This window comes from Marinobacter sp. 1-4A (genome assembly GCF_016597725.1).
Lineage (GTDB): Bacteria > Pseudomonadota > Gammaproteobacteria > Pseudomonadales > Oleiphilaceae > Marinobacter.
Window position 1 is genome coordinate 35,235 of the sequence record NZ_VCGY01000007.1, and the last position, 16,804, is coordinate 52,038.

Consider the following 16,804-nt stretch of genomic DNA (forward strand, 5'->3'; position numbering starts at 1 on the left):
ATTTAATGAAATACCGAAAACCTCACTGGTTTATAGCTTTTACAAGGCGCTCTGCCTTCTTCCTACCTCTGCTCGCAATGTTTCTATGCTCCAACGCTGCTGCGGAAAGCGATGCAAACGTATTCCGTCTCAACATCTCCCCTAATGGTTACCCGCCCTACATGATCACGGATCAAGAGGAGCCCTCGGGTATTATGTGGGATGTGGTTTCACTGATTACCGAGCGTTTGGGCTATCAATTAGTGGCCGAAAAAATCCCTCGTAAACGCGTGGACCAGATGCTGCTGGACGGCTATGTAGATGCCACTCCACGGGCGTTCGAATGGACACACGAGCCCGAAAGCTTTCTATTTACGGAACCGGTGGTAGACATTCAGGAAGTGCTTTTTACGCCCAAGCATGCCGAGGAAACCTACCAAACGGCGGAAGACCTGTTCTCTAAAACGGTTGTTACGCACTTAGGCTACCTTTACCCGGAGCTACAGCCGCATTTCGAATCCGGTGCTATTAAGCGCTTTGACGTTTCCCAAGATCGGGATATGTTTAACTTTTTACTGCACGGCGACCGCTTTGATGCAGCGGTGGCCGATTTGCTCGTGGGAAAATGGATACTGAAAAACGAAGGTTTGCAGGATCAGTTTACGGTTTCCTCTGCGGACATCAGCTCCTGCGGCTTCCGGTTGATGCTGCGCAAGGATTCACAGCTTTTTGTCGATAAGTTCAATGCGGAGCTTGCACGTATTCGCGAGAGCGGCGAGCTAGAAGCCATTCTCGCGAATTATCAGTAAACCGCTGAGCAACAAGCAAGCCTTTGCGTTATTCAAGCCGCCGCAGCAAAAGCATGGGCGAAACACTCAGCACGGGCCTCAACTGCCATCTCCCGAACAAAGACAGTACCACCGCACTAATAACAGGTATAGGCAACACCACTTGCCAGTGCCAGCTGAAGTTCCCCTCAAACATACGGAATTGCAAAGCCCATACCGCAGCTTCGGCCGCTGCAACGCCCAGAATACCGGCAAAACCGCCGAGCAGTGCAAACTCCAACATGGTGCTACGCACAAGCAAACTCTGGCGCCCACCAAGAGTTCGCAACAGCGCGCCCTCCCTTTGGCGGTCTTGAAGCGTAGCGCTAACCACCGCAGCCATAACCACCAAGGCTGCAGCCAGTATCAGCACCAAAATCGCCTCTATCGCCTGAGTAACCTGCCGGACAATCTCCTGTATGCGTTCGATAATGTTATCTATTTCCAACAAGGACACCGTTGGAAAACGGCGTGAGAATTCATTCAACGCGCTTTTCTTATCTTTAGGAAGATAAAAGCTGGTTATCCAGGTAGCCGGCATATTGGTGAGCCCGCCCTCCGGAGGGAACGCCATGTAGAAATTAGGCTTCATGCTGTCCCACTGAACCGTGCGGATGCTGGTGACGGCTTCCGTGACTTTGTCGGAACCGATGGTAAACGTGAGCTCATCCCCCAATGCCAAGCCAAGTGCTTCGGCCAGATCTGCCTCTACAGATACACCGTTCGTTTGGCCTTCCTCAAACCAGCTGCCTTCGACAATATTGTTATCTTTCGGGAGCGTAGCCATCCAGGTTAGGTTCAGCTCTCTGTTAAGTGCCCCTACCCGCTGGTCTTTGCTCACCACCTCTTTCACTGGCTGACCATTCAACTCTGTCAGGCGACCCCGCACCATGGGGTAAAGTTGATCCAGCGGCTGACCACGCTCTTTCCAGTAGTCGGCAACCTCGTCTACCGCATCTGGAGCAATGTTGATCAAAAAGTGGTTTGGTGCATCATCGGGAAGCTGCGCCTGCCAGTCGTCCAGTAACGAGGTGCGCACCAAAATCAGCGTTGTTGCTAGCATTAGCGTCATGGCAAACACTGCTATTTGCGAAAGACTGGCTCGACGATGGCGATACAGCCCAACCAAAGCCAGACGCCAGGCATGCCCGCCGCCACGAACCTTACGTAACGATGCAACCAATAGGCTACCCAAAAGCCCCAGAGCCCCAAGCAGAAGCGCAAGGCCGCCCAAAAGAGCAATTACCAGAGACAACTCACCCGCGTATAACCAAACCAAACCGAACACGGCCACAATGGCAATCAACATGTCTGGCAAGGCTTCCCGCCCTGTTTCGCCCGGCTGGCTACGCAATACACGCATTGCAGGAACATTCCTCAGACGCCGGATGGGCGGGTATGCAAAGGCAAACAGGGAAACCACTGCTGTCAGTAATGCAGGGGTGAGAGCCGATGAATCCAGCTGAAATTCTACTGGCCTTTCCAGCGCCTCACTGAGCAACCGAGTGAGCAGCCAAAACAGCGGAAGCGCCACCAGTAGCCCCCCGACCATTCCCGTCACGCCCCAGAGAGACAGGCGCCTCAGGTAGAGCCGCCCGATTCCGGAGCTACCGAGACCAAGGGTTTTGAGCAGTGCAACGGTATCTCTTTGCGACAGCGCGTATTGCCGACTGGCAACCGCAACAGCCACAGCGGCAAGGAGTACCGCCAGACTCCCACCCAGCAACAAGAAGCTCTCTGCGCGCTCTAAAGAGCGCGAAAAGGTTTCGCCATCCCGTACACCTTCCCACTCATGGCTTGGCTCAAGTTGTGGCTTAAGCCATTCATAGTAGGATTCAAGCACATCCTCGTTACCGGCAAACAAATACACATACTTAAAACGACTCCCTTCTTGAAGGACGCCGGTGGAGGCAACGTCGTCTACATGCATCATCACTCTCGGCGCAAGTGCAGAGAGACTGAACCCGCCATCCGGCTCTCGAAGCAGTACGCCCGATACCGTTAAACTCCGGCTGCCAACTTCGAGAGAGTCGCCGATTTGGATATCCAATAACCGCAACAGTCTGGGGTTGATCCAGACTTTCCCGGGCGCTGGCCCGTGTTGGACTTGCTCTCGGGAACCCTCAGAAGCCCCTTGGATGTCCAGATCACCGCGCAGAGGATACTCATTGCTTACGGCTTTTATGGATACCAATTGAAACGCATCACTGCCAAACACCATGGTAGAGAACTCCACCATGCGGCCGGTTTCAAGCCCACGATCCGTGGCCTCCACCATCCAGTTTTCAGGCACCGGGCGTCCGTTCTCGGCCTCTAGCTGCCGGTCTGCGGCTAGAAAAGAACTGGCGGAAGACACCAGAGTGCGTTGCAACTGACTGGCGAATAGAGCAATGGTGGCAACGGTAGCGACGGCAATAATCAGTGCCGCTAAAACGACTCGAACATCCCGCTCACGCCAATCGCGGCGTACAGACATTAATTTTTTTGCAGCGGCCATCAGTGTTCAAACTCCGCCTGCGCAACCGGCTCGGTCAACTCGCCTGCTTCAATATGGAACTGCCGGGAACAGCGGGCAGCTAGCTGTTCATCATGGGTAACCATTACCAGTGTGGTGCCCTGTTCTTGGTTCAGCGCCATCAACAGATCGGAGATTTCCTGCCCTGTGCGGTTATCCAGATTGCCGGTTGGCTCATCGGCAAACAATATGGCTGGCTCTGAGGCAAAGGCCCGGGCAATAGCCACGCGTTGCTGTTCGCCGCCGGACAACTGTCTGGGCGTGTGGGCAAGTCGCTCACCCAGCCCTACGCGCTCAAGAAGCTCTTTGGCGCGCTTTTCCGGCGCGTCCAGTCCGGCCAATTCCAGCGGCAACATAACGTTTTCCAAAGCCGTTAGCGCCGGAAGCAATTGAAATGACTGGAACACAAAGCCCACGCGATGGGCTCGCAACTGGGCGCGTTCATCTTCGCTTAACTTGCTGATAATGGCGCCGTCTAGCTCAACCGTCCCTTCAGTGGGCGTATCAAGACCAGCAAGCAGCCCCAGCAAGGTGGTTTTACCCGAACCGGAGCGACCAACTATGGCTACGGATTCTCCCCGATTGATTTCAAGGCTAACCCCCTTCAATATCGTCAGCGTATCTGTTTCCAGACTCACGCGATGAGTCAGGTTTTCAACGCGCAACATGGGGCGTTGGCTGTCAGAATGTGTAGTCTGCATGTTGTTTACGGGGCTCCCGGGAAAAACACGTCCATTTATTAAGGTAGTCAGGCTGTTTATGCATACGCTATTACTGTACGTAAGATCAATCGTATTCCTTTTCGCTGTTTCTGTTGCCACGCCTATCTTAGCTGGCCAGCAAACGCTGCTCGTTTTAGGTGACAGCCTCAGCGCAGCTTACGGCGTACCGTCGGAAACAGCCTGGGTGCAGTTATTACGCCAGCGTTTGCAAGAAAACGGCCTAAGCAACTGGCGCGTGGTGAATGCCAGCATAAGCGGCGAAACCACAGATGGCGGTGTACGCCGGTTGCCTGAGTTGCTTGAGAAGAACAGTCCCTCCGTGGTTATTATCGAGCTAGGCGGTAACGATGGCTTGCGCGGCTTTCCGCCAGAGGTGATCAAGTCAAACCTTGCAACCATGGTTGAGAATGCCCAGAACTCAGGCGCGCGCACCATTCTGGTTGGTATGCAAATCCCTCCCAACTACGGCCAACGCTATACACAAATGTTTGCCGACATATTTCCTGCGCTTTCAGACAGCTATAACACCGCTCTGGTTCCCTTCTTTTTAGACGGAATTTACGACCAAGAGAACTTAATGCAGGGAGACGGCATTCACCCCACTGCGGAGGCACAGCCCAAGCTGCTTGAAAATGTATGGCCAAAGTTAAAACCTTTGCTTGAATAGGCTTAAATCACTCCACACCCTGCAAAAAGGCAAGGGCCCGGCGCTCGGACCAGTAATAGCCGTCATGTCCATGCTCGACAAACCCAACATGGCCACCCCACTTCGGCGCATCGATGCGCACATGGGCTCCTAGAATAGAGGGCGATTCGGGAAAACAACTGGGCGACAGAAACGGGTCGTCCGCTGCGTTAACCATCAGAGCGGGTACACGAATATCTTTCAACCGCCCCAATGCAGAGCATTGGGCCCAGTATTCTTCAGCATTCTCGAATCCGTGCAACGGCGCCGTATAGCGATCGTCAAATTGGTGAAAATCCTGAATAGCATCAAAACCGGAAACATCAACAAGATCGGGAAACGTTTGCGCTTTTTCGACCATTTTTACGCGAAGATCTTTCAGAAACCTCTGCATATAGATTTTTCTGCTCGGCAGAGCTAGCTTATCCGCACTGCCCGCTAAATCGCAGGGCACTGAATAAGCTACGGCACCGCAAATTCTGCTGTCAACGCGCTCACCCTGCTGCGCGAGGTACAGCAAGGTGAGGTTCCCGCCCATACTAAAGCCGGACAAAAACACCGTTTTATAATTCTGAGCCATGCCATGATCGACCACCCGGCGCAGATCTTCAGTTGCGCCACTGTGATAAAACCTTGGTTGATGATTCATCACACCGCCGCAGGAGCGGAAGTTCCAGGCCAAAACGTCCCAACCCTCCGCTAACAAAGCTCGCGTCAGCCCCAGCACGTATGGTCGACGGCTATGACCTTCCAGCCCGTGGGAAATAATGGCCAAACGGTTGTTACCTTGCCTGTGCCAATCCAGATGCAGTTCGTCTTTGTCGTCCGTAGGCAACACTTCGGTTTCCGGATCTTCGAGGGATACCTTGCGAAACAGCGCTGGCCATATGGATTGAATATGACCACTGCGTAACCAGTGTGGAGGACGATATTGATGAGCCATACTGCGGTACAAATTTTGACCTTTTATATCAGGGGGTTGACCATCCAACTCAAAGCGCTTAATATGCCGCCCGACTTGATGCTGTTCCCCGATAGCTCAGTTGGTAGAGCAACGGACTGTTAATCCGTTTGTCGCTGGTTCGAGCCCAGCTCGGGGAGCCACTTATTCCGAAATGCCGCTACTTCAAACGAAGCAGCGGCATTTTTCGTTAGGGGATTTCAAACAGCCTTAGAAAACCTGCTCGCGCTGCATAAACTCAGTCAACACGCGAAACAGCGTAAAACCATCCTCGGTACCAACCAGCTCACGAATAGAGTGCATGCCAAACTGCGGCACACCAATGTCTAGTGTTGTGACACCCAGATTTGCCGCCGTCAGCGGCCCAATGGTGCTGCCACAACCCATATCACTGCGCACCACAAAGGTTTGGTGTGGCAACTCAAGTTCATCACTGATATGCCGATAAACCGCAGCTGACCGACTGTTAGTTGCGTAGCGCTGATTATGGTTCACCTTGATAACGGGCCCCTGATTCAAAATCGGGCCGTGGTTTTCATCATGCTTATCAATGTAGTTGGGGTGTACTCCATGGGCATTGTCCGCTGATACCATCATGGAGTGGGCAATCGCTTTTGCTTTGCCAGCACCGCACCAGCGATCAAGAACCGCGGTAAGAAACGGCCCCTGCGCGCCTTCAGACGATACGCTACCCACTTCTTCGTGATCATTGCACACCAGCAACGCAGCCTCAGCGCCAGATGTGTTCAATAGAGCTTGCAAGCCGATGTAACAACTCAACAAGTTATCTAGCCGTGCAGAGGCAATGAAATCGTCGCGCAGGCCGACAAAACTTGCCTCCTGTGCATCGTAAAAGCCCAGCTCATAGCCAAGAATTTTACGCACTTTAATACCGGATTCACGGGCAATTTGCTGACTTAAAAGCTCGTTGAAGCTGGTCGTGTCGTCTTCGGCAACCTGCATCAGCACCGGTGGAAGGTCGGTCTGGGCATTCACTGTGCGGCTTGTATTGGCTTCCCTGTCCAGATGAATGGCGAGACTGGGAATAAAAGCCATAGGTTTTTTGAAGTCCACCAAGGTGTCGTTGACCTTGTCGTGGCCGTCGAGCAACGTCACTCTGCCCGCCAGCGAAAGATCCCGATCAAACCAAGGGTTCATCAGAACCCCGCCATAAACCTCAACGCCCAGCTGGAAAAAGCCTTTGCGACGCAGCTCCGGGTTAGGTTTTACCTTCAAACACGGGCTATCGGTATGCGCACCCACCATACGGATACCCGAGCCCGAAACATCCTTTGCCCCGGTTCGAAAGGCAACGATAGACGACCCATTACGGATGACGTAGTAACTGTGATTCTGCTTAAGCGACCAGTCCTCTTTTTCATCCAACTCTTCAAAGCCGGCAGCATCCAACCGTGCCTTCATGGTTGCCACAGCATGCCAAGGCGTTGGTGAAGCGTTCAGAAACTTCAGTAAATCTTTGTTGAATTCAGTTTGTTCCATGATGTCCCTGATAGAATGATAATTACCGTATTAGTATGGCATGAAGCCTTAACACCTCATACCGGCGCAAGAGACATTACTCACTTGCAAGAAGATTTCTCGCTCGATACCAATCACCCACAACGGAGCCTGACATGCCGAAACCAAGATTTCTCGATATCGAGTATTGCCAGACCGAAGACACCCTGTTTCCAGTTGCTATGGCCTGGTCTCTGGAAGACGGCCAGATGAAGACGGTGGTCATTGCACCTATGGAGGAGTGGCTCCCCGAGGACGGAGATCTGGGCGATGTTGATTTGGATTACCTTGCAGAACAAGGCGTGCCGCTCATCGAACTTATCCATGAACTGCATCAGGACTTACCTGACCAAACGGTATACGTGGACGGTCTGGACCCGGACGAGATTCTGGTAGACCTTATGTTTAGCGCCATGGATCAAGAAGCCCCATTCGAAATTGCACCCATTACGGAGTTGATTATCGGGCTGAGCAGCGACGCTTTGGAAGATCGCCGCCGCCAACTGCTGTTCGAGGAAAGCCTGGAGCCCCAACTACCGGAAAACGGCGTTTATGCACTGTTATTGATGGCCCAGGAAGAAGGCCTGTTTGAGGAAGACTAAACTGTGACACGGGTCGACGTAACAATAGGTTACACAAGGCAAACTCTGCCCGTAACCGCTCACGTCAGGATGCCCCATAACAATGAACAAGGTTGTGCGAACAAACCTATTGCTTTTTTTAATGCCCGCTTGCCTGCTGTCCGCCCAGACTGCTTTGGCGCAGGAAACGCCACGGGAAGATAAGCACTACCTAGGCTTATTGGTAACCGCCTTCAACCACCGTACCATCGGTGAAGTCTCGAGCGAGCAGGCAACGGGGAGTGGCGGCGCGTTGGTAATAGGCAGCCATATCAACGACTTGTTTCACGCCGAGTTACGTCTGGGCGGTGGGTTCCGAGACGCAGAAGTACCCAACAGTGACCTTACCCTTGCGGTTGACTACTTTGCCAGTTGGTACATGGGCCTGCACTACCCTGTTACGGATTATGCCAATGTTTACGCTCAGGCGGGATTTTCCTTTATCCATGGCACCGGCGAGTTTACTGAAGAAGAAGGCGAAGGGCGTGCACAATTTCGGGATTTGGAAGGTGACTTCCCAGAGAGCAGTTTTAGCGTAAGCTGGGTGCTTGGTATGGATTTCGAAATTATGAACGACACCTACCTTGTACTTGAGGGCGGAAAACTGTTCGAAGATACCGGCACAGAAGCCAATACCTTCCAGTTTTCCACCGGTCTCAAATACGAATTTTAAAAACCGAAGATAGATAACACTATGCGTTTTTCCGGATATGCCAGCACCGGTGTATCCGCGAATTCCTCTGAAAGTCCTTGTCCAGAGTGCTAGAGCTCACTTCTTCAATCTCGAACTCTTCTGCTAAATCATCATCAAGCTTAAAGCGCCGGAAGTTGTTGGAAAATATCAGCAAGCCATCTGAGCTCAGCCGAGTCATTGCCTGGCGGATCAACGTTGCGTGATCCTTCTGAACATCCAGAACGTTCGTCATTCTTGCTGAATTGGAGAAGGTTGGCGGATCCATGAAAATCAAATCATAAAGCTGGTCCGGTGTTGGTCTTGCGGCAAGCCAGGCTAGACAGTCTGTTTGCTCCACCTTGTGTTTACGAGGATCTGCACGGTTCAATGCCAGATTATCCTGAGCCCAACTCACATAGGTTTTCGATAAATCCAAACTTAAGGAGCGGCTAGCTCCGCCAGCGATTGCATGAACTGTGGCTGCACCGGTGTAACAGAACAAGTTCAGAAAACGCTTACCCTGAGCGTTTTTCTGAATCCAGTAGCGCACAGGCCGGTGATCCAGAAAAAGACCGGTATCCAAATAATCCTTTAGGTTTACCTTCAGTGTGCAACCATGCTCCTTCACCTGAAAGAACTCACCACTGACATCCTGCTTCTCATATTGATTGGTCCCGGTTTGGCGCTGACGCTGCTTACAAACCATCCGCTCCCGCTCGATTCCAAGCGCCTCAGGGATAACAGCCAAGGCTTCAGCCAAGCGCTCCCGGGCAGAGCGCTCGTCAATGGATTTGGGAGCAACATACTCTTGTACATGCACCCACCCTTCATAGATATCGATAGCTAACGCATACTCCGGCATATCGGCATCGTAAAGGCGGTAGCAGCTAATCTGTTGCTTGCGCGCCCATTGCCCAATGGTCTTCATGTTTTTCTTTAAGCGATTGTGCAGCATGGCTGCCCGCTCTTCATTGGCAATTCGGGGCAGCACTTCGCCCGGTGCGGCAGGCTCTCGGGGCGTGCGGACGCTGGCTTCGTCGATTGTAAACAGCAGGAGTTGTGCGGGAAGCTTGCCGTTAAAAAGCTTGTATTGCTTAAAGCTGCGCAGGCCAATGGATTTGCCAAATTCAGGAGCACCGGTAAACACGCCCAAACGCCAACCTGAAGCCGCTTTTTTCACTGCATCACCAAGCGACTCATACAAGCCTGCAAGGGCTTTTCTGTCACTTAGGCGTTCGCCATAAGGAGGATTCACCAGAACCAGACCGGTTTCTGCCCGGTCGTCTCCGAGTGAAAGCTCGTCAATCGATTGCGTCTGGAACTCAACCAGACCGTCAAGGCCTGCTCGCTGAGCGTTATTTCGCGCCGTGGAAATAACCCTGCTGTCTTCATCAAAGCCCAAAAACTTCGGTATTCTGCGCTGCTTACCCTCATAAGCCCGCTTTTCAGCATCCTGACGTAAGGCCAACCACACTTCCGGTTGGTGTCCCAGCCATTTTTCAAAACCAAACCGGTCCTGCCTGCGCCCAGGCGCAATATCCAATGCCATCATGGCAGCTTCGATAACCAGAGTGCCGGAGCCGCACATTGGGTCAACAAAATCGCCACCGCCAGCGACTATGTCAGGCCAACCCGCGCGCATCAGCAACGCGGCAGCAAGGTTTTCTTTGAGAGGTGCTAGGCCTTGCTCTGTGCGGTAACCGCGCTGGTGCAAGCTGTGCCCACTAATATCAATACCCAGCGCAAGACGACCGCGGTGCAAACGGGCGGAAACGGTTACGTCAGGGGTTTTTGCCTCAACCGCTGGGCGTTTTCCACCCCCTGCGGTGAAACGATCCACAATGCCGTCTTTTACTCGCTGAGCACCAAATTGGGTGTTACGTATGGCCTCGTTTTCACCAATAAAATTAACGCGGAACGTTCCATCCACCGGGATGTGCTGCTGCCAGTCAAGATGAACCACACCATCGTAAAGCTCATCAGCGCTGGTAGCGGCCACTTCATCCACATGTAAGATCACGCGGTTAGCCAAACGCGACCAGAGACAAGCGCGATAACCGGCTTTCAGAGTGCCCTCCACCCAAGCGCCCGCAGGTGCATTTCTCACCAAGCCAAGACCAAAGGTGCTGAGCTCGTCCGCCAGAAGATATTCAACGCCCTTCGGGCAGGTTACAAAAAAGACAGATTTGGACAAGTTCAACTCCAAGTTCTTTTGCGAATCGCGGTAAGTCTCGGGAATCGCAGCGTTCATAGGTTTTGAATAATTTTTTTAATTCACTTTTGATCTATTAAAGCTGACATATAGACCAAAACGATTGTGTACTTCTGCTCAAGGTTACGTTTACCTTGTAAGTGACGCGTCGTTCGGGAAGGGTAACTCCCTTTCGTTAACAGGATCCTGACTGCTCTGGCTAGAGCTGGCAATAGTGGGTTATCCCTGAGAGGGTTCCACATGCCAAAGCCACTGCAGTAGTGTACACGCTTGTTCTGTTAATCCATTAGTGAGGAACGGCATGAAAAGACAGAAAAGAGATATGCATGCTCGCGCATTCAAACGGGGCTACCTCGCCGGTGTATCCGGTAAATCCAAAGACAGCTGCCCACTTGAGCAAGCAGAGGCTCGTCAAGAGTGGTTAAGCGGCTGGCGTGAAGGCCGCACAGATCAATGGGAAGGCATGACCGGCGTCTCCGGTATTCATAAACTGGCAAACGTCACCACAGCGTGATGTTTATTGTAACCCCGACATCTTAATCTGATCTTTTGTCACACAATTTGACGCAGTGTTCAGAATAACCAATACGGGGCCTCCCGCCCCGTCTCATGCGCTGATGAGCGCAACGGGGTTAACTCCCCGTGAGGGCCCGCCTAGCGGGCCCTTCTTTGTTTCTGCACCTGCAAAACTATCCTTGCGTTCGAATGGTCTCAACAGCCTCGCCGATCAATGTTGGCCCGCGATATATAAAACCGGTATAGAGCTGAACCAACTTTGCACCAGCGCGGATTTTTTCAGCCGCACTCTCACCATCGGTAATACCACCCACTCCAATGATTGGAAGGTCATCGCCAAGCTCTGCATACAACCCTTGGATGACCCGCAGAGATGCCTCACGAACTGGAGCTCCGCTAAGCCCGCCAGCCTCAGCAGCATGGACATGCCCGACAACCGCGTCGCGGCTGATGGTGGTATTTGTGGCTATAACGCCATCTATTCCAGCCTCCTTTAAAGCCGAGGCAACAAACCGAATACCCTCATCGTCCATGTCCGGCGCGATTTTAACAGCAACAGGCACGTAGCGCCCCAAATGCGACTCACACTTACGTTGTTCATCCTTGATGGCATGAAGAAGCCCCTTAAGTGAATCGCCAAACTGCAGATCTCGCAAACCCGGTGTGTTCGGCGAAGACACATTCACCGTAATATAGTCAGCACGATCGTAAACCGCTGCAATGCCTTTGCGGTAATCAGATTCAGACTCGTCGTTTGGCGTATCTTTGTTCTTGCCAACATTGATGCCAAGAATGCCGCGATAACTACGCTTATCGACCCGCTCCAGCATGTGCGCCAGACCTTCATTATTGAAGCCCATGCGGTTAATGATGGCCTGATGCTCCGGCAATCGGAACATGCGCGGCTTGGGGTTGCCTGGCTGTGGAAGCGGTGTAACGGTCCCAACTTCGATAAATCCAAATCCTAGCGCGCCCAAAGCATCCACATGATCTGCGTTTTTATCCAGCCCTGCTGCGAGCCCCACTGGATTGGGGAAATCCAGCCCCATCACATTGACGGGTAACGCCTCTGTTTTCGGTGAAAAAGCACCCAATACGCGCAAGCGGTGCGCTAAATCCAAACCGTTTAATGCAACGGCATGGGCCTGTTCAGGTGGTAACCGAAAAAGCAGATTGCGGATAACGCCGTACATCTGAAAACTCCTCCAAAAATCGTGAGCGCGAGTATACCGGAAGTTTTCCACAGCGACCAGGTAACATAAAATAACAGAGCTAAACATCTGTATCATTTAGCTCTCAGGAGCTTTTCCACGGAATCTGTGGATAACCCTGTTGAAAATTACGGGGGAACCTTGCCAACCCCTTGTGATCTGCGCCAATCTACGAATTGATCATTTTTTGATCAGTTTATTTATTGTTTATTTTCAACAAGTTATTTAATTTTTGCATTAAACGAAAGAAATCCTGAACAAACTGTCATTCAGGATCGTTACTGCTATGATGTGCATAAATCAAGCAGTCATTCGGAAAAATCTGGAGTTTTTAATGCAACAGCCCGACTCACCGGCCCAACGCCACCGGGAAAATCTAGCGGGGGAAATGCAAGCGGCCTCACGGGTTACTGTTATAGGGATGATTCTTGATGCCTTTCTTGGATTCATCAAAGTCATCGGAGGAGCGCTGTTTCATTCTCAGGCCCTTCTGGTCGACGGCATCCACTCTTTCACTGATGTAGCCTCAGACCTTGTTGTGCTCGGCGTTATGAAACTCTCCCGACAGGAGCCGGACGACTGCCACCCTTATGGCCACCAGCGCATAGAGACCTTTGGCACACTTGTGCTCGGCAGCATTCTGATTGCAGTAGGTGCTGCTCTGGCTTGGGAAAACATTCTCAGGCTAATAGATGGTACCGCCGACAACCTTCCCGAGTGGCCCGTGCTCGTGGCCGCGGCCGTATCTGTTTTAGGGAAGGAGTGGATTTACCGCTACACCCGGCATGTTGGCGAGGCCATACGCTCAGACCTGATTATTGCCAATGCTTGGCACAGCCGCACTGATGCGTTTTCTTCATTGGTGGTTCTGGTTTCAACAATTGGCGCCATGCTTGGCGTAGTGTGGCTGGATATAGTTGCTGCCGTGGTAATCGCACTCATCATTATCCACATCGGATGGAAGTTCACCTGGGACAGTGTTCAGGAACTGATAGATACGGGTTTGTCTCCAGAAGACACAGAAATGCTGAAGGACATAGCCCGCAGCACCGATGGTGTTCTCAACGTACACGAGCTTCGTAGCCGCCGCATGGGCCAAGATATTCTGTTGGATATCCATCTGGTGGTGCGACCGGAAATCAGTGTGTCTGAAGGGCATCAAATCGGCATGCAAGTGGTTACCGGCATGCGTAATTCTCTGGATAACATTCTTGATATCAACTTCCATATCGATGCCGAAAACGATGAGGACCCGAACCCAACAACCGAGAAGCTGCCCTCGCGAGCAGAAGTCGGGGAAATTATTTCGGAACATTTGGGAGACATTCCCCAACGCAGCCGCCTGAGGCTTCACTACCTCAGAAACAAACTGCACCTAGAGATCTTCCTCGACGAACCAGACCCAGAAGGCGTATTCACGCTAGAAAACGCCCGGCACCAACTTGAGGGCTATCCATGGTTTGGCAGCGTAAGAATCTGGGTAGCCGGTCCCTGAGCCGGTTACCCTCTTTGTGATTGGCTACTAACGCCTGCGGTTTTCCTCCATTCTGGACAGAAACTCCTGCATGATCAGTGTGTAGAGTTCACCGCCAAGAAAGCGGTCTTCCACGCCCGCGTCAATGCTCGGGTTGTCGTTCACCTCTATCACCGCAACCCGGTTGCCAGACTGTTTGATATCAACGCCATAAAGCCCGTTACCAATCAGCCGCGTGGAATTCAATGCCGCCTGTATTACGTTTCTCGGCACTTCGTAAGTGGGCATGGTTTCAAAGCCGCCGCTCTCGCTCTCTGACTCGCCATGTTGATAGATCTGCCAATGGCCTTTAACCATCATGTACTTACACGCATAGATAGCCCGACCGCCCAACACTCCGATACGCCAGTCGTAGTCGGTGTACAAATACTCTTGGGCCAACACCAGCGCCGATTGCCGGAACAGGTCTTTTAACCCCGCTCGCAAAGATGCTTCATCTTCAGCCTTAGTCACACCCCGGGAGAAGGCGCCGTCTGGTATTTTGATAACGGCCGGAAAGCCCAGTTCCTGAATCACCTGCTCCACTGCATCTTTCTGGTCTTTCGAAAGGATCAGCGTTTTGGGTGTGGGTATCTTGTTGTTTTTCAAAAGGTCAGCCAGAAAAACCTTATTTGTACATTTTAGGATGGACACAGGATCATCGATCACTACCAAACCTTCTGCCGCCGCTTTACGGGCAAAGCGATAGGTGTGATGGTCTATGGCCGTGGTTTCACGAATAAACAGGCCGTCGTACTCCGGCAAGCGCATGTAATCCCGGCGCGTAATCTGCTCCACATTGATACCCAGTTTGCGCCCGGCTTTTTCAAACTTCTTTAATGCCACGGCATCGCTGGGAGGCATTTCTTCATCTGGGTTAACTAGAATCGCCAAGTCATAGCGGTAACGGCGACGTGTTCTGGGCTTGCGCCACACCATGCTGCTGAAGCGATCCAAAGCGGACGCAAATACATCTTGCTCGGATTCATCCAGATCCGCAGGTGCAGCAGGCTTCATGGATTCAATTTGCCAGGCTTTGCGGCGCCGAAATACAACTTCCAGAATTGGGCTCGGGAACCGCTCAAACAAGGCCCGCGCCACCGGCTTGAGTTCCGGGTGCTCGGTCTGCCCAAAATAGGTACGAATGCGAACCTCATGAGTAGCGTTGCGCTCATCGCTGGCCGGATCAATAGCCGAGCCTGCCGCCTCCAACCAATTGATTACGCTAGCATCCAATTCCTCCAACTCAAGAGAAAACAGTCCTTTCCGGCTCAGGTCGTTCAGCGTCATCACGGACGGCACCACATGATGTCCACGGGCTTCGGCCAACAGGGAACAGTAGTACCCACGGCTGAGGTATTTGGCGCTCTGGCATAGGTTGATCACACGCACACGACTGGTCGGTGATGCGGAAAATTGAAGGTACTGATCGAACGTTAGTACGTCCTCACTGGGGTAATACGGAGCCCAGTCTTTGGTGCGGTCTACAACGATAAGCAAACGAGACATTAAAGGCGCTCCTCCCCGGAGATAATTGCCTACAAAACTTGCAGCACAATACGCCGCTGCGGGCGTTGGAACAATCGACTCATAATGAGTGCTTTTACTCATAATAAGCGTATTTTCCAATTCCTTACTCTCTATCATAATAGCCGCATACGGGAAGCCCACCAGCATGCCCCATGCCTATATTTTTAAGGCCGCTTTACACATGTCCGACCTGCAACTCCGACAAGCCACCAGCGCTGACCTAAATGCACTTTTACAATTAGAGCACCGCTGTTTTACAGAAGATCGTCTGTCTCGCCGAAGCTTTCGACGTTTTCTGGATATGCCACGGGACAGGTTGATTGTGGCCGAGTCAAAAAATGACGGGGTCGGCGAGCTATTAGGCTATTGCTTGGTGCTTATGAGCGCAGCAACCCGAATGGCCAGAATCTATTCCATTGCTGTCCTGCCGACAGCACGTGGCCAAGGCATTGGTGAACAGTTGGTAAAAACCGCTGAACGGGAGGCCGCAGAAGCCGACCGTATTTTAATGCGACTGGAAGTTCGGGAAGACAACAGCCGCGCTATCGCGCTCTATAAACGCTTGGGCTATCGCCAGTTTGGTACTTACCGGGATTATTACGAAGACCACGGCACTGCCTTGCGCTTTGAACGCCGCATCCTGTTTTATGAGCCGACACGGGAATTCCTGCCCGTACCCTACTACCCTCAAACCACCGACTTCTCCTGCGGTCCGGCCGCGCTGATTATGGCCATGGCGGCACTTGATGAGCAGCAACCGCTCACCACTCTGGAGGAACTAAGAATTTGGCGCGAGGCGACGACTATTTTCATGCTGGCAGGCCACGGCGGCTGCGGCCCCCACGGCCTTGCGCTCTCGGCATGGAAGCGCGGCTTTAACGCCAGTGCGTGGATAAGCGCTGAAGGCCCTTTATTTCGGGATACTGTGCGCAACGACGACAAAAAGCGCGTTCTGGAGCTAGTGCACGAGGGCTTTTTACACGACATCGGCCAGACAGATATCCAGCTACACCATGACCCGCTAACATTGGACGCAATGGAGCAGGCTCTGCTAGCAGGCCAGATACCGGTGATTTTGATTAGCACTTGGCAACTGAACCGAAGCCGTGTTCCCCACTGGGTTACCGTTTGCGCAATAGACGATCAGTTTGTGTATCTGCACGATCCCGAAATCGATGTAGAAGACGGCGAAACGGTTGCAGACAAACAGTATTTACCAGTGGATAAGCGCGTGTTTAGCCAAATTTCCCGATATGGCCGCAATCAACCGCTTCAGGCCGCCGTGATTGTTGGCCCGAAGCGCTGAAAACATGTTACGCACA

Annotated in this window: 14 protein-coding genes and 1 tRNA gene; 8 read left to right on the forward strand and 7 right to left on the reverse strand. The window is 52.3% G+C overall.

Going from position 1 to position 16,804, the window contains the following annotated elements:
- The first annotated feature begins 5 nt into the window (after positions 1–5).
- Positions 6–788: a substrate-binding periplasmic protein gene (locus FE845_RS14605; RefSeq protein WP_200366039.1), complete on the forward strand. Its 783-nt coding sequence runs from the start codon at positions 6–8 to the stop codon at positions 786–788.
- A 28-nt stretch (positions 789–816) separates the two neighbouring features.
- On the opposite strand, the gene FE845_RS14610 is transcribed toward FE845_RS14605, so the two are convergent.
- Together FE845_RS14610 and FE845_RS14615 are read right to left on the reverse strand one after the other, a co-directional pair.
- Positions 817–3,303, reverse strand: a complete 2,487-nt coding sequence (locus FE845_RS14610) for an ABC transporter permease (RefSeq protein ID WP_200366042.1) — start codon at positions 3,301–3,303, stop codon at positions 817–819.
- Positions 3,303–4,022: an ABC transporter ATP-binding protein gene (locus tag FE845_RS14615; RefSeq protein WP_265092052.1), complete on the reverse strand. Its 720-nt coding sequence runs from the start codon at positions 4,020–4,022 to the stop codon at positions 3,303–3,305. The genes FE845_RS14610 and FE845_RS14615 overlap by 1 nt, the downstream gene beginning before the upstream one ends.
- Before the next feature lie 58 nt (positions 4,023–4,080).
- Between FE845_RS14615 and FE845_RS14620 the strand changes: the two genes are divergently transcribed.
- Complete coding sequence (locus FE845_RS14620) at positions 4,081–4,710, forward strand: arylesterase (RefSeq protein ID WP_200366045.1); 630 nt, start codon at positions 4,081–4,083, stop codon at positions 4,708–4,710.
- A 7-nt stretch (positions 4,711–4,717) separates the two neighbouring features.
- On the opposite strand, the gene FE845_RS14625 is transcribed toward FE845_RS14620, so the two are convergent.
- The gene (locus FE845_RS14625; protein WP_200366057.1) at positions 4,718–5,671 is read right to left on the reverse strand and encodes a YheT family hydrolase; all 954 of its coding nucleotides are present in this window, start codon (positions 5,669–5,671) and stop codon (positions 4,718–4,720) included.
- A gap of 85 nt (positions 5,672–5,756) precedes the next feature.
- Between FE845_RS14625 and FE845_RS14630 the strand changes: the two genes are divergently transcribed.
- Positions 5,757–5,832, forward strand: a tRNA-Asn gene (locus FE845_RS14630).
- A 67-nt stretch (positions 5,833–5,899) separates the two neighbouring features.
- Here FE845_RS14630 and FE845_RS14635 read toward each other — a convergent pair.
- Positions 5,900–7,189, reverse strand: coding sequence for a M18 family aminopeptidase (locus tag FE845_RS14635; RefSeq protein WP_200366059.1), 1,290 nt, complete (start codon positions 7,187–7,189; stop codon positions 5,900–5,902).
- A gap of 134 nt (positions 7,190–7,323) precedes the next feature.
- Here FE845_RS14635 and FE845_RS14640 point away from each other — a divergent pair, with 134 nt between their 5' ends.
- Together FE845_RS14640 and FE845_RS14645 are read left to right on the forward strand one after the other, a co-directional pair.
- Positions 7,324–7,809, forward strand: coding sequence for a hypothetical protein (locus tag FE845_RS14640; RefSeq protein WP_200366061.1), 486 nt, complete (start codon positions 7,324–7,326; stop codon positions 7,807–7,809).
- An 82-nt stretch (positions 7,810–7,891) separates the two neighbouring features.
- Positions 7,892–8,500, forward strand: a complete 609-nt coding sequence (locus FE845_RS14645; protein WP_200366063.1) for an outer membrane beta-barrel protein — start codon at positions 7,892–7,894, stop codon at positions 8,498–8,500.
- Between the two features lie 19 nt (positions 8,501–8,519).
- On the opposite strand, the gene rlmKL is transcribed toward FE845_RS14645, so the two are convergent.
- Complete coding sequence (rlmKL, locus tag FE845_RS14650) at positions 8,520–10,694, reverse strand: bifunctional 23S rRNA (guanine(2069)-N(7))-methyltransferase RlmK/23S rRNA (guanine(2445)-N(2))-methyltransferase RlmL (RefSeq protein WP_200366073.1); 2,175 nt, start codon at positions 10,692–10,694, stop codon at positions 8,520–8,522.
- A gap of 319 nt (positions 10,695–11,013) precedes the next feature.
- Between rlmKL and rmf the strand changes: the two genes are divergently transcribed.
- Positions 11,014–11,226, forward strand: a complete 213-nt coding sequence (rmf, locus tag FE845_RS14655) for a ribosome modulation factor (protein WP_200366075.1) — start codon at positions 11,014–11,016, stop codon at positions 11,224–11,226.
- 175 nt (positions 11,227–11,401) lie between these two features.
- Here rmf and FE845_RS14660 read toward each other — a convergent pair whose 3' ends face one another.
- On the reverse strand, positions 11,402–12,421 hold the full coding sequence (locus FE845_RS14660; RefSeq protein ID WP_200366077.1) for a quinone-dependent dihydroorotate dehydrogenase: 1,020 nt from the start codon (positions 12,419–12,421) through the stop codon (positions 11,402–11,404).
- 352 nt (positions 12,422–12,773) lie between these two features.
- On the opposite strand from FE845_RS14660, the gene FE845_RS14665 reads away from it, so the two are divergent.
- Entirely contained in the window at positions 12,774–13,934 is a 1,161-nt protein-coding gene (locus tag FE845_RS14665; protein WP_200366079.1) for a cation diffusion facilitator family transporter, read from the forward strand.
- A 27-nt stretch (positions 13,935–13,961) separates the two neighbouring features.
- Here FE845_RS14665 and FE845_RS14670 read toward each other — a convergent pair whose 3' ends face one another.
- On the reverse strand, positions 13,962–15,461 hold the full coding sequence (locus FE845_RS14670) for a RimK family protein (protein ID WP_200366081.1): 1,500 nt from the start codon (positions 15,459–15,461) through the stop codon (positions 13,962–13,964).
- 202 nt (positions 15,462–15,663) lie between these two features.
- On the opposite strand from FE845_RS14670, the gene FE845_RS14675 reads away from it, so the two are divergent.
- The gene (locus FE845_RS14675) at positions 15,664–16,788 is read left to right on the forward strand and encodes a GNAT family N-acetyltransferase/peptidase C39 family protein (protein WP_200366083.1); all 1,125 of its coding nucleotides are present in this window, start codon (positions 15,664–15,666) and stop codon (positions 16,786–16,788) included.
- Positions 16,789–16,804: the final 16 nt, after the last annotated feature.